Source organism: Wolbachia endosymbiont (group A) of Lasioglossum fulvicorne (assembly GCF_964028605.1).
Lineage (GTDB): Bacteria > Pseudomonadota > Alphaproteobacteria > Rickettsiales > Anaplasmataceae > Wolbachia.
The window spans coordinates 1407231-1421755 of the sequence record NZ_OZ034798.1; the positions used below are offsets into that span (position 1 = coordinate 1407231).

Annotated in this window: 6 protein-coding genes and 1 pseudogene; 2 read left to right on the forward strand and 5 right to left on the reverse strand. The window is 34.9% G+C overall.

Annotated features, from left to right (window positions below; genetic code table 11):
- Positions 1 to 29 precede the first annotated feature (29 nt).
- Together ABWU71_RS07825 and polA are read right to left on the reverse strand one after the other, a co-directional pair.
- Positions 30 to 1151 (reverse strand): hypothetical protein, encoded by a 1122-nt coding sequence (locus ABWU71_RS07825; RefSeq protein ID WP_353284450.1) that lies wholly within the window; start codon positions 1149 to 1151, stop codon positions 30 to 32.
- A 49-nt stretch (positions 1152 to 1200) separates the two neighbouring features.
- Positions 1201 to 3768, reverse strand: coding sequence for a DNA polymerase I (polA, locus tag ABWU71_RS07830; protein WP_353284451.1), 2568 nt, complete (start codon positions 3766 to 3768; stop codon positions 1201 to 1203).
- Positions 3769 to 3914: 146 nt separating this feature from the next.
- On the opposite strand from polA, the pseudogene ABWU71_RS07835 reads away from it, so the two are divergent.
- Positions 3915 to 4548: pseudogene (locus ABWU71_RS07835) on the forward strand (IS5 family transposase); the annotation flags it as partial.
- A 28-nt stretch (positions 4549 to 4576) separates the two neighbouring features.
- On the opposite strand, the gene ABWU71_RS07840 reads toward ABWU71_RS07835, so the two are convergent.
- The 3 genes from ABWU71_RS07840 to ABWU71_RS07850 all read right to left on the reverse strand — a co-directional run bounded on the left by ABWU71_RS07840 (position 4577) and on the right by ABWU71_RS07850 (position 7227).
- A protein-coding gene (locus tag ABWU71_RS07840; protein WP_353284452.1) for an IS630 family transposase occupies positions 4577 to 5436 on the reverse strand; the annotation gives its coding sequence in 2 pieces (ribosomal slippage) (positions 4577 to 5112 and positions 5112 to 5436; 861 coding nt in all).
- Between the two features lie 25 nt (positions 5437 to 5461).
- Positions 5462 to 6310 carry a transposase family protein gene (locus ABWU71_RS07845; protein WP_410530498.1) on the reverse strand — a complete coding sequence of 283 codons (849 nt, stop codon included), beginning with the start codon at positions 6308 to 6310 and terminating at the stop codon, positions 5462 to 5464.
- Between the two features lie 124 nt (positions 6311 to 6434).
- Positions 6435 to 7227 (reverse strand): IS5 family transposase gene (locus tag ABWU71_RS07850; RefSeq protein WP_353284353.1). Its coding sequence is split into 2 segments (ribosomal slippage): positions 6435 to 6962 and positions 6964 to 7227, totalling 792 coding nucleotides; the frame shifts between segments, so codons are not numbered across the junction.
- 345 nt (positions 7228 to 7572) lie between these two features.
- On the opposite strand from ABWU71_RS07850, the gene ABWU71_RS07855 reads away from it, so the two are divergent.
- On the forward strand, positions 7573 to 14508 hold the full coding sequence (locus ABWU71_RS07855) for a DNA polymerase (RefSeq protein WP_353284454.1): 6936 nt from the start codon (positions 7573 to 7575) through the stop codon (positions 14506 to 14508).
- Positions 14509 to 14525 lie beyond the last annotated feature (17 nt).

Below are 14525 nucleotides of genomic sequence, written 5' to 3' on the forward strand. Positions count from 1 at the left end.
GCCTCTTACACAACTCACTTTTGGCAAACCTAGGTATTATTTGGTTGCTGCACTGTGGTTTTTTGCTGATCTAAAGTAACTTGTTCAAGTACAGTAGACTGCTTACTTTCTTCGTTTTCCCTATTGTTTCCCTGGGAAATTTGCTCAGGAACAGGCTGTTGTTCACTCTTTCCTTTTCCTTGGGAAATTTGTTCAGAAACAGAGGTGCCTTTCTCAACTCCTGTAACTGGGGTTTTTAAAATATCATCAATGCCCTCGAGAATTTTTCCATTCAGTTTTGCTCTCTTTTCTGTATCATCTTGTGAGCTAGGGTCATACAAAGTACCTTTTTTGTTATTTGAAAAAAGAACCTCCACTCCTCCTTTTATGGCAAATATTGTACCAATAACAGCAGCAACTATCGCGAGTGTAGTAGGACCAAAAATCGATATTGAAGCAATGGAAAAAAGAATAGGAAGAAAGATCTTACGTAAGAACGTTGTTACCATCTCTTCATCACTAAGTGGTGGTTCATCCTCTTCTTTCTTGTCTTTACCGAAAAATGGCACCTTCTCTAATAACCCGTCTTTAAAAGAGACAAAAAAGTTTTTAGGATCTACTTTTATTCCAAACGGCCACCCGAGAAGCTTTATTAGTGAATCTTTAGCTTCTGTACCCCGTATATCAGTTACACACTTGGTTATTATTTGTTGTATTTTATCATTATTGAATTTCTCTTCTCTAGCTAAGCCTTGCTCTCTAATTTCTTTAAACACAGGAAGTAAAAGCTGAAGAAAATTTTCTTCACTTAGTAACTTTATATCTTCTTGATTAATATTATTGAATATACCTTCATGATTTTTTGATATAAAAGTAAAAATTTTCTTTTCATTCTCATCCTGTAATCGAGGTAACCGTTCCTTTAATGACTTCAGATCACTCTGTAATTTTTGTTTTTCTTTCAATTTCTGTTCCTTCTTTTTTATTTCCTGTTCCTTCTTTTCTATTTCTTGTTTCGTTTGCTTTTCTAGATTTTCTGGATTTTCTAAAGTATCTAGGAAAGCACGAGAGATTAACTGATGTTCCTCTTTTTCAAAAACTTTCTCATCTTTGTTAGTTACCTGAATAGGTAACTTTGGAGGTTTTGAACTTTTTACTTGTGGGCCTGTCATGGCTGACCTATTTGCATTTGCTATGTTCTATTCTAACATATTTTTCGTATTAGTTCAAATGATTTATACTCTTAGAATCCACCATGTTTAAGTCATAATTAATAGCCCAGTTGTCGCCAACTTTTATTTCTACTTCAAGTGGTACAGAAATTTCTATTGCATTTTCCATTATATCTTTCATAAGTTTTGCTGTTTCTTGTACCTTTTCGTCCTCCACTTCGACCAGTAGCTCATCGTGAACCTGGAGGATTATTTTACCTAATTTCAATTGGTCAAAAAGCTGAATCGTCGCACGTTTTATTATATCAGCAGCGGTTCCTTGCAGTGGTGCGTTTATTGCTGCCCTTTCTGCAAATTGTCTTATATAAGGAATTGTATTGTTTATGTCTCTTACAAAGCATCTCCTGCCAAACAAAGTTTCTACATAACCTTGCAATCTTGCGATAGACACTGCTTTTTCCATATAGGCCTTTATTTCTGGGTAACAGGAAAAATAGTAATTAATGTATTCAGCAGCTTCCGCAATGGTAATTCCAAGCCGCTTTGCAAGACCAAATGGGCTAATGCCATATATAATTCCAAAATTGATGGACTTTGCTTTGCGTCTTAATTGCTCATCTATTTCTTGCACTCCAAAAACTTGCCTTGCGGTGATCTCATGAATATCTTGTCCGTTTGCAAAAGCTTCTTTAAATGCTGCAACGTTTGCAACGTGTGCCAGGAGTCTTAATTCTATTTGCGAATAGTCAGCAGAAATTATCTTATGCCCTTTTGGTGCAATAAATGCTTGTCTGATAAGATTTCCCTCTTCGCTTCTGACAGGAATGTTCTGTAAATTAGGATTGCTGGAGCTCAGCCTTCCAGTTGCAGTTGCAGTCGTTGAAAAGCTTGTGTGTATTCTACCATCAAGTGGATCAACTTGCTTTATTAATGCATCAGTGTAGGTGCCTTTTAATTTACTTAAATGTCGCCAATTTAAGATTTTACTTGCGATTTCTACCCCTTCTTCTTCGAGTGCCTCTAGAACTTCATAATTGGTGCTATACGATCCAGATTTTTTTGACTTTTTCTTTTTATTAAGCCCCATTTTGTCGAACAAAACATCACTTAATTGTTTTGGCGAAGCAATATTAAATCTTTCTCCTGCCAAATTATATATCTCATCTTCAAGCACGGCAATTACCTGCTGAAATTTATCGGACAGCTCCTGTAATTTTTGTATGTTCAGTAATATCCCATTTTTCTCCATATCAAATATTACTTTCATAAGTGGCTTATCGAAGCGCTCGTAAATTGTAAACAATTTTTCCTGAAATAACCTTTGCTTTAGCTTTTCATGAATTGCTATTAAAGTTTTTGCCGAGAAAATTTCTGCATTTTTACTCAAATTATGCGCAACTATGTTTGGAATACTGTGATCATGCTTTCCTGTATCCAAGCTATACGACATTATCATCAAATCATCAACTGAATCTAGCATCTTCTCTACTGCAGGGAAGATTTTCCTGATCTCTCTAATGTTATGTATTATTTTAAGCACCCCATTTGAGAGCAAAGTTGAGTTAATTGTAATAAGTGCATCTTGTATGCTGTCTTGCTCTATATAAAAAATATTACTTTCGCTATAAGATAGACTTAATACATTGTTTTCAAGGTGGTAATGAATTGCAATTTTGCCTTCATATCTACAATGCTCCAAAAATTTCTCTAACTCTTCACTACTATATTCTGTTTTCTCTTTTATGCTAGACCCATTATAGGAAAAAAGCTTTTCCATTTTACCTATTAAGGAATTGAATTCATACTTCTTTAAAAAGGATAATAGTTTCTCCATATTTGGAGAATGGACTTCATATTTTGCAATATCATGTTGAAGGTCTACTTTTTCGCATAGTGATAAAAGTTCTCTTGAAATTAGTGCTTTTTCCTTATGTTCGGTAAGAATATTACGAATCCTCGTTTGCTCGATGTTATCAATGTTCTCTATAATATTATTCAATGAATCAAATTCATCTAATAATTTAGTGGCAGTTTTTGGGCCTATTCCTGGAACGCCTGGAATGTTATCGGATGCATCACCAGTTAGAGAAAATAAATCAAGAAGCTTGTGTGAGTTTACACCAAATTTTTCTACTATTTGTTTTTCATCTATATATATATTTTTAATGGGGTCGAATATTAAAATATTGTGGTTCAAGAGTTGAAACAAATCTTTATCTGATGAAACGACTACCACTTTAAAGTCTTGGTGGTTGGCGTATTTTGCAGCTAGTGTTGCGATTATGTCATCTGCTTCATAACCTTCAATTTCTTCATAGCTGAGGTTAAAAGCTTCTACCGCTTCCCTCAGTATGGTGAACTGTGGAGTTAGATCCTCAGGAGGCGTTACTCTATTCGCTTTGTACTCAGGATATAAATTGTGCCTAAAATTCTTTTTCCCTACATCAAGTGCTATAGTTAAGTAGTCCGAATGGGCAATGTACTTAAGAACCATATTCAGAAAGCCATATACACCACCTATTGGCATTCCTGTTGTGGTAATTAAGTGAGGTAGTACATAGTAAGCTCTGAAAAGAAAACCATAGCCATCGATGATTGTGAAAGTTTTTTCTTTCATTGTAGATATTTATGCGTGCTTTTGATGGTCCACTATTTAGCTGAGAAAATCAAGTTTTTGTTTTTCTGCTTTTGAGCGTTGTAAGAACCTGTACATGATCTCAAGAAAGGAATAAACTAAGAGATAATATATATAAGTTAGGATATATGAGGAGTTTATACCCAAGTGATATAAGTCGGGAAAGATTTGAGATTATGTTACCAGATCTAGAGTCCTGTAGAAAAAAAACAAAACCAAGGAAACTTGATTTGTATGATGTATTTTGTGGAGTGTTATACGTTCTGAAAAGCGGTTGTCAGTGGAGAATGCTACCAAAAGAGTTTCCAAAATGGCGCAATTGTTACGACTATTTTAAGAAGTGGAGTGAAAAACCAGATGCAGATAAAGAAAGTGTTCTGGAGCTGGTGTTAAAAAAAAATAGTTGGCGTGGTCCGACAAAACAATGGTCGGAAAGAAAAAACCAGCTTCTGCATAATTGATGCACAGAGTGTAAAAAATGCAGATACTGCTGAAGAAAAAGGCTATGATGCAGGCAAAAAGATTTCAGGAATAAAACGCCATATTGCAGTAGATACGCAAGGTTTGCCCCATGCAATTTATATAACAACAGCAGAGATAACTGACCTTAGCAGTGCTGTGAGAATGGTCGAAAATGCAAAAGAAAACCTCTCGGGAGTTAAAAATGTACTGGTTGATGCAGGCTATACTGGAGAGAATTTTGCAACTCAAATAAAAACGATTATTGGTGCAACCGTTGAAGTGATAAAAAGAAATGAATTATAGCATTTCTCATAATAGTCCGAACAGGTCATAGGAAGGCAGAATCAACAGCACGACGAAAGGATTCGAATAGAGGAATGTTTTTCCTAGCTCTGTTTTTTATAGCAAACCAATGATGCTCAATTTTGTTGAAATCTGGAGAATACGGCGGCAGATACAAAATTTCTGCACCAACTCCTCTAGCAAGCTCGATAATCTTACCAGACTTATGAAAAGTAGCATTGTCAAGAATGACAGTCTGTCCAGGTTCCAAGATCGGTGTCAAAAATTGCTCAAACCATCCATTAAAAACATCCATATTACAGTGGCCTTCAAAGGTTAATGGAGCAACTATCTTTCTTCTACTTAAGGCTGCAACCATACTGATTCGTTGAGTTTTCTTTCCAGATTTTAGGCCATAAAACCGCTGTCCTTTCTGGCAATACCCATATGGATAGTCCTCTGTGTTATCAATGCCAGACTCATCTATATAAACTAAGTTTTCTGGTTCTTTTGTTGCTATAATTTTTAAGAATTCAGCACGTTTTTCTTCGTTTCTTTCCTTGTATCCATATGTCTTTTTTTGCGCGTAAATCCAATTTTTCTGAGAGCTCGGTGGATCGTTTGGATACTAATGTTGCCCCAAAGTTTAGCCATTTCCGACAGAGTCTTTCCTCCGTTTTCTCTGGCAAATTTAGCAAAGGCATCCCAGTCGGTAATTTTGTGATTGTAACCTCCATTTCCAAGTTTTTTTGATTGAAAGTCTCCTGTTTCTTTTCTTCTCTGCTGCCACTCCCATAAAGTAGTTCGTCCAATTTTAAATCTTGCTGCCACTGTTTCTCTGCTTCCTCCCTCCTCTAGCGCTTCCATTGCTTTTTTCCTTAAGTCATAACTATATGCTGCTGGCACTCAACCTCCTTATCATCGTCTATCCTTATCTTATCACATCCGGACTTCTATGAAAAGAGCTATAAAAACCATGCCTAAGATTCACAATACTTGCAATAATATTGAATCTCAGGTTATATTTTTTCTGAAAATTGCGATAAATGTTTGACATAATCTTAAATATTTTTATCTCCCTGATCTTGTTTTCTACCCGCATCCTGAACGATGCCAGTTTTCTATTGTGCTCCTTTTGCTCTGGTGTTAAAGGCTTTTTACGATACTTTTTATACAGTATCACAACATTACTTTGCAACTTTTGCCAGCCCTGATAGCCAGAATCAGTATATTTTATGCTATCTTTTGGAAGAAATTTCTCTTGTTTTCTTATCTTAAAATCATGCATTCGACCTCTATGCGACCTCGAAACTGACAAAATTTTTCCTCTCTCCTCGATCACAATTTCAGTTTTCATAGTGTTGGTTCTTTTTTTTCCTGAATATGATTTCTTCCGTTTTTTACTATCTTCTGGCCTCTGTATTTCCTGTTCTGTAACATCAACCAGAATCTTTAGTATTTTTTCTGGTATCATACTTCTATCCTTTCTTATAGTAACTTTTTTGGCAAGTAATGGCTCTATTTTCTTCAGTAACCTGCATACATTTGCGTTGTGCATATTGAATAGGCACCCTAAAAATCTGTGTGTTATGTAAGTGCGATAGTACAAAATTACGCAAAATAACTTATCTTCCAGGGTTGGTAGTTGTGATCTTCTACCATGACACTTTTTCTGCTTTTCAAGTCTTTCCCACTCAGACCTCACTTTTTCCACCACCTTTTCGAACTCCTCTATAGTTAAACCTGCTATATTACGAAAGTTTCTTGGGTGTTTCTTCATCTTATAGTAACTAAAGCTCATTTTTTTACCTTACTCAATCTGCTTATTCTTCTTCTACCTCTCTCGCATCATTTTTTCAATCACTTTTCGCACACACACACACACAGCAGGTCTTAGAGCCTGTTCATAATCTTTTCAGAAGTAAGGCAGTGAAAGCCAGAACGACCATTTGTAGGCTAGTATTGAGTTTTCGCTCACAATTTTTCCACAATCTTCTACATTTTTCTAACCAAGCAAAAGATCGCTCCACAAACCATCTTTTGGGCAATACAACAAAGGAATGTAATTCATTTCTTTTTATCACTTCAACGGTTGCACCAATAATCGTTTTTATTTGAGTTGCAAAATTCTCTCCAGTATAGCCTGCATCAACCAGCACATTTTTAACTCCCGAGAGGTTTTCTTTTGCATTTTCGACCATTCTCACAGCACTGCTACGGTCAGTTATCTCTGCTGTTGTTATATAAATTGCATGGGGCAAACCTTGCGTATCTACTGCAATATGGCGTTTTATTCCTGAAATCTTTTTGCCTGCATCATAGCCTTTTTCTTCAGCAGTATCTGCATTTTTTACACTCTGTGCATCAATTATGCAGAAGCTGGTTTTTTCTTTCCGACCATTGTTTTGTCGGACCACGCCAACTATTTTTTTTTAACACCAGCTCCAGAACACTTTCTTTATCTGCATCTGGTTTTTCACTCCACTTCTTAAAATAGTCGTAACAATTGCGCCATTTTGGAAACTCTTTTGGTAGCATTCTCCACTGACAACCGCTTTTCAGAACGTATAACACTCCACAAAATACATCATACAAATCAAGTTTCCTTGGTTTTGTTTTTTTTCTACAGTACTCTAGATCTGGTAACATAATCTCAAATCTTTCCCGACTTATATCACTTGGGTATAAACTCCTCATATATCCTAACTTATATATATTATCTCTTAGTTTATTCCTTTCTTGAGATCATGTACAGGTTCTTAGTTTATTCCTTTCTTGAGATCATGTACAGGTTCTTATGATGTGGTGCTTTATTTTTATTTGACTAATGAAGAAAATGGTCAAAAATTACAGCAACTAAAATTACACCAGGAAGTGATGACCAGGAAGTTTTTATAGAAGGAGAGAATTTTGATCAGTTACATAAAGATAGTAGTGGAAAGGTCGTGAGAATAGTAAAGTACAAGCAGCATTTTGTACCACTTCTTGGGTATCTTACAGAGGATATTACAAAAATGAAAAAGTTTTCTAAGGAGAAAGTTTATGGATCGACTTATTAATAAACAAGCAGAGGATTCTTTAAGTACACGTGATACAGGCGGCAATATTAACACTGAATATCAGTATCATGACCACATGATCTTAAAGGTTTGGGATAACTTCATTAGTGAAAAGAGACTTGAGTTCTATATTGGCAAAGATCGTGATGATAGTGGTGAAAGATATGAAGCATCTTTATTTCAGGGTAATGATGAAATGGGACTAGCTATCAAGGCAGGTTTACTTGTTAACAATGGTAGAGAAATTTATCGTAATCTTGGTGGGTATTCTGTTTCAATGTGTCAAGCAGTTGATTATGTTGATAATTCTGAAGCTACAGGAGAAAATTCTATAAGCAGCTCAGTCAAGGATTCATTAAATCAGATTAATCTGTGGAATCAACGACGCCAGAATCAAATTACAAAACATAAAATATTATTTCCTTATCACAGTGGCCCTAATCATTGGGTTCTTGGAGTTATCACTCTTGAATATGAGCAAGGTATATTGAAAGATGGTCAGTTAGAAATATACGACCCTATGGGCGCCGCCTCTATTTGTGAGAGTGTAAAAAGTGAGTTAGAGAAGGTATTAAATGATAACGGTGGACATATAGAATTAATGTTTACAGGTGAGTCTAAAAAGCAACAAAATGATCGAACCTCATGTGGTGCTATTACGGCAGAAAATGGTAAAGACATTATTGAAGGCAAGTTAGATAGGTTGGAGAAAACGTACGGAAGTGGAGCTTATGAATTGAGAAAACAACATGTAGAAGAAGCAAATAATGCTCGATTTACAGAGATTCAGCGTGATAATAAAGTCTATAGTGATGATTCACAAGAGTTAAAATGGAAGGATAATGCCTATGATAATTTAGAATATCTTGCTAAGAAAAAAAATTTATTTGATCCTTCTAATGAGCAGTTGCCAGATCAGTCTGAGGGAGCTAAAGATACCGAAAAAGAAGATGAGTCTCTTGGTAATCTTAAAAAAAAGATTGAAGATCGTCCTGGTAAATCTTTACATTTTGCTAATGTTTTTGCAGGTAGTGCTAAAAAATCAGAGGCGTCTAGGCATCAACGAAAGCGCAAAAAACCATCTTCTGATGAAGGGAATGGGTTGCATAGATATGATCTAAGAGAACGAAAGAAATGCTCGTCTCAATATGATAATTTAGAATATCTTGCTAAGAAAAAAAATTTATTTGATCCTTCTAATGAGCAGTTGCCAGATCAGTCTGAGGGAGCTAAAGATACCGAAAAAGAAGATGAGTCTCTTGGTAATCTTAAAAAAAAGATTGAAGATCGTCCTGGTAAATCTTTACATTTTGCTAATGTTTTTGCAGGTAGTGCTAAAAAATCAGAGGCGTCTAGGCATCAACGAAAGCGCAAAAAACCATCTTCTGATGAAGGGAATGGGTTGCATAGATATGATCTAAGAGAACGAAAGAAATGCTCGTCTCAAAAGGGTGAAAAGCCTGCTGCTAATCAAAATTTTCACGTTGGGAGGGGGAAAGGCATTTATGATGTTCGATCACATACCCAGAATGATCACGATGAGGTTTTTCAGGGAGTATTGCTTGATATAGGAAAGAATGGGATAAAGTTAAATACAGAAATGCTAAAACTTCTGTTAGAAAAAGTTGATGATAAACTGAAGGGGAAAATTAAAGCGTATATAGATAGTGCCGAGTCAAATCAAGGGGTAATAAAGCCAACATATGACATCACTAAACTTGGAGCAGTTGTTACCAAAGATCCTAATATACAGAATATCCCTTGCAGAGGCGAAGAGGCGTACCATATCAGAGAGGCATTTACTGCGAGGGAAGGACATCAGTTTATCTCATGTGATTACGTGCAAATGGAATTAAGAATTATTGCAAAAATTGCAGGTATTAAGGGGTTTGAAGATGCTTTTAAAAGCGAGAAAGATATTTATGAAATTAATTCAAGGAAGTTTTTCGGATTGCCAGATGGGGCAAAAGTAGATGAGCAGTCAAGGCACAATGCGAAGACTCTTGTTTTAGGGATTATATATGGTATGACTCCATTTGGTCTTGCAGAAAGACTGGGAAGGTCTATTCCAGAAGTTAAAGAACTTATTGAGAGTTTTTTTTCATCTTATGAAGAAATAAAAGACTATAGGCGGGAAGTATTAACTGATGCAAGGGCACTAGGATACGTAAAAACTGCGTTTGGCAGAAGATACGATCTGCCGTATATAGCAAGCAAAATTCCTGATATAAAAGAACACGAGAGGAGGAGGGCAGTGAATTTGCCAATTCAAGGAACTCGTGCTGATATAATGAAGCTTGCAATGATAGGGCTTCACACAAAGTTAAAAAAAGAAGACGGTAAAATGATCCTCCCAGTTCACGACGAATTGATTGTAGAAGCTAAAGATGGAAAAGTAGGTGAAGTAGAAAAACTTATGAAAAGAGTAATGATGGATGCAGCAGAAGAGGTATTAAAAACTCCCATACCAGTAAATACAAAAACTGGTAACGACTTTAATTTTGGAAAAAGTTTCGATAAAAATCATCAAAATATAGAGCTAGATGATTTGATGACAGACAATTTAGAGAAAGTTCAATTTAAAGAAAGTGAACTCAATAATACCCCTTTTGATATTACAGGGATATTATACCAAATAGGAGTTTTAATCTTATGTGCTTATCGTGCATTTGATATTCATAAAGAAAAATATAAAGATCTAAAAATGTCGACTGAAGGAAGTCAAGAGTTACATGGTAAATGTGATGATTTAATTATTGATCATCAAGATAAAACTATTAACGTACAGATTAAATCTACAATTAAAGAACCTGTCTACAGTGCTATTGGTTCTGCAAAGTTATTTCCTGAGGGAAAAAGAAGAAAGAACGCACCATTTTCTATTTTTAAGTACTTCAGTTCTTTTTGTGAGGTGGGTAATGAGTTGAGAGATAGAATAAAGTACAATATTCTTTATACTAATGAAGTTTTGTCGGATGACATTGGTGAGAATTTATTTGATGAATTATCTATTGGAGAAGAGACTCAAGTTTTATTCGACCTCTTCTACGCGAGTGATAAAAAATCAAAGTTTTATGTATTTTCAAAAAATTCGAGAGAAAAACTTTTGTCGCTGCTGGATCCTATTTCAGCAAAAACAAGGATGAAAATTCTTCAAGAATTAGAACATTTTCCTCAAATAAGGGACGAGCTTAAGAAGCTATTAAAACATTTTTCAAAATGCAAAAAAGAAAAAGTCAAATCACTATTATTTGGTCTTAAGAAATCAGTTGAGAAACGATTGCTAGAGCTATTAGAACCTATATTTTTTTTTGAAGAACAATATTCTGAAGGAGAATTTAAAAAATTACAAGAACGCTTCCTGGACACGTTTGTGCTTGCAGTTGGTCAGCCTAATATAGAAGAATTACGGGAATTGATAAAAATCGATCAAGATAATTATAGCAAATTTCGAAAAAAATTTTTGTGCTGGTTGAAATACTATGAAGGTTGCAAAGGGTATTATCTTACAAAACAAATTTATCTCAATTGGTCAGAAACTAATGCGTCTGAACAGGCTAAAGAATACTATAGGAAGTCTCATTGGATAGCGGATAAGGTTCCTGCGATTGAGTCGAGATTAAAATTATTGATTTTCTTGATTCATAGGTTATTTAAAGTAGGTCGAGCAAGCGATTATGGTGTGTTATCTATAAACTTTGGGCGACACTGGTCGGGGGAGGATAATCATGTTCTTTTAAGTTATGGAGACAAACGTAAAGGCGAAAAGTGTATCTGCATAAGTTTTCAACATGGAATAGAGTTTGATGATGATCAAAAAATATTGGGTTTTCTTGAAGGTCAATTTGAGTTTTTTTTAAAATTGGTTGAAAGAGAAAAAAAAGAAGTGGAATATTTTGTCATTAGTGCTAGTGATGATATTGTAGAATGTAAGCGACTTAAAGGTCGTGGTATGGATCTTAAAATTTTAAAAGATTTTCTTTCCCAGGGACCTAATGATAGGTATTATCAATTTACGGAAGAAGAAGAGAAACTTTTAGGTCAAGAGGACTCTCTGATCGCAAAATATGGTAAGAAAGAATTGGTGAGAGAGTTTAAAAAAAAACTGGTATTCAAGTCACATAATAAAGATCTAGAAAGCATTATTAAAAATGAAGGAGGAGATTACTGCGAATGTGAGGAAGTAATGTTACGTTGGTTAGAAAGCTTTGAAGGAACAAGTCTTGATATAAAAAAAGCGGAAAGTTATTTAGAACGTATCAAAAACAAAGAAAACACTCAATCTACTTATAAAACAGCTGGAGAAGATATCAAGCAAATCAGTTCTTTTGCTAAATTGGTAGTTGATCAACAAGGAGTAAGAGTTTTTAAAATTTTTAAAGGTTTTTTGTGTAGCGAAGGAATTGATAAGTTTAAAATTTTATCTAGTAGTGATATTTACAGAGAAGTATCGAGTATTTTGCGTAAGATAGGGACAGATCCTATTAAGATCTTTAACACATTATATGGTAAATTGTTTTCTGAGGATGGACAAGAGGGGGAGTTTCTAAAAAAGCTCAAAAAGGTGGGTATTTCACTAGGTGATATATCCGGTATGTTACATACAGCAGGAGCAGAAGCTCCTGAGGCTTTAGAGGGATTATATAACAAGCTAATTGGTGGACAGATTATACATAATGGAAAATGCATAACTCGTTTAGAGTTTTTAAAAGACGCAGGGATAATGGGAAGTGTATCTTCCATGTTAAGCGGATCAGGAAAGGAAGCTCCTGAGGCTTTAGAAGATATGATCACTACACTCACTAAAATAATAAAGATTGAAGGGGAAAAAGTAAAGATTAACGGAAAATACACAACTTACTTAAAGTTTTTAAAAGACGCAGGGATAATGAGTAATGTATCTTCCATGTTAAGCAGATCAGGAAAGAAAGCTCCTGAGGCTTTAGAGGTATTATGTAAAAAGCTAATTGGGAAAGAGATTCTACATCGCAAAAAAAATATAACTTATTTAAAGTTTTTGAAAGAAAATGGCATAGTCAGTAATGTGTCAGATATGTTACATGCAGCGGAAGCAAACGCTCCTGAGGCTTTAGAGGTATTATGTAAAAAGCTAATTAATGGACAGATTCTACATAATGAAGAACACATAACTTATTTAAAGTTTTTGAAAGACAATGGCATAATCAGTAATGTGCCAAATATGTTACATGCAGCGGAAGCAAACGCTCCTGAGGCTTTAGAGGAGCTGATCATTGCACTTGCTAGCCCAGTACAGATTAATGGAAAAAAAACAACTTGTTTAAAATTTTTAAAGGACAAAGGCATATTAAAAGTTGCATTTTCGATGTTAGGTAAAGTAAAATCAAGGGGTTTTGGAGCTTTAGCAACGCTTTGCTGTGAATTTGGCAAAAAAGTTCCCGGTAAAAGAGAGACCTATGTAGAAGCCTTTTATAGAAGGGGAATACTGCATGGTAATATATTAAATGGTTATGAAGGTCAAGAAGATTTTGAAAACTTCTTCAGATCAAAGAAAATTAATGATGAAATTAAAAATAAAAAATGTTCTTTATGGAAAGGGAGGTATTCTAGTATTGTTCAGAGCTTATGTAAGTCACTTATATCACATAATAAACATATTTGGTTGTTTTTTGTGCAAAACAATATAGTCACAAACGTGACTAGTATGCTGGATGATCGGAATTACTGCGAAGGGAAAAAACAGCCTATGCCACTCCAAGGTATAAATGATCTATTTCGTCAATTGTGTAAGGAGAAAATTAAAGGAGTATCCTGTTTGCAGTTTTTAAAAAACGAAGGGATAGTGAGTAATGTATCCAGTATGTTACATGCAGCAGGAGCAGAAGCTCCTAAGGCTTTAGAAGATGTGATCACTACACTCACTAAAATAATAAAGATTAACGAAGAAGATACAACTTACTTAAAGTTTTTAAAAGACAAGGGGATAATGAGTAATGTATTTTCCATGTTGAGCGGAGCAGAAGCTCCTGAGGCTTTAGAGGTATTATGTAAAAAGCTAATTGATGGACAGATTCTACATAATGGAGAACACATAACTTATTTAGAGTTTTTAAAAGACGCAGGGATAATGGGAAATGTATCTTCCATGTTAAGCGGATCAGGAAAGAAAGCTCCTGGGGCTTTAGAAGATATGATCACTACACTCACTAAAATAATAAAGATTAACGGAGAAAATACAACTTACTTAAAGTTTTTAAAAGACAAGGGGATAATGATTAATATATCTTCTGTTTTACACAAAGTAGGAGAAAAAGCTCCTAAGGCTTTAGAGAGGCTGGTCAATACACTCGTTAAACCAGTAACGATTCGCGAGGAAGAAATAACTTATTTAGAATCTTTAAGAAGATATGGCGTACAATATAAGGTATTTTCTGAATTAAGAGGAAAGTATTTAAAATCTGCTGATTTTTTAGATATATTACTCGATCAACTGAATGCTAAAGTTGAAAATGGACAAAAAACTTATTCAGAGTTTTTTGCAGATCATGAAGTGTTAAGTGATGTAATAGTTGAAAACTTATTGGTTTTCCAAGGTTTAAAGCAACGTATGGATCTCGAATCAAAAGAAGGATTAAAGAAAAGATTGGAGGGAGTTGTAAAGGATTTCTTTTCTACTGCGTCAAAAGGTCTAGTAGATAGTGAAACGTGGAAGAAAATAGCGGAAGATAGTAAATCTGCTTTCCTTAACAAAGGATCAGAAGGTTTAAGAAAATCTGAAAGAATACAGAAGAAAGGAAACAATTCCAATGTCAGATCGTCAGAAAGCGAGTTACCAGGAAAAACAGATAGTCAACCTAGAACTTGTTTAAATGATCCAGCAGTGGACAGCCAACTACAAAGATATAGCTCTTTTCATAGAAGTCCGGATGTGACAAGATAAGGATAGACGATGATAAG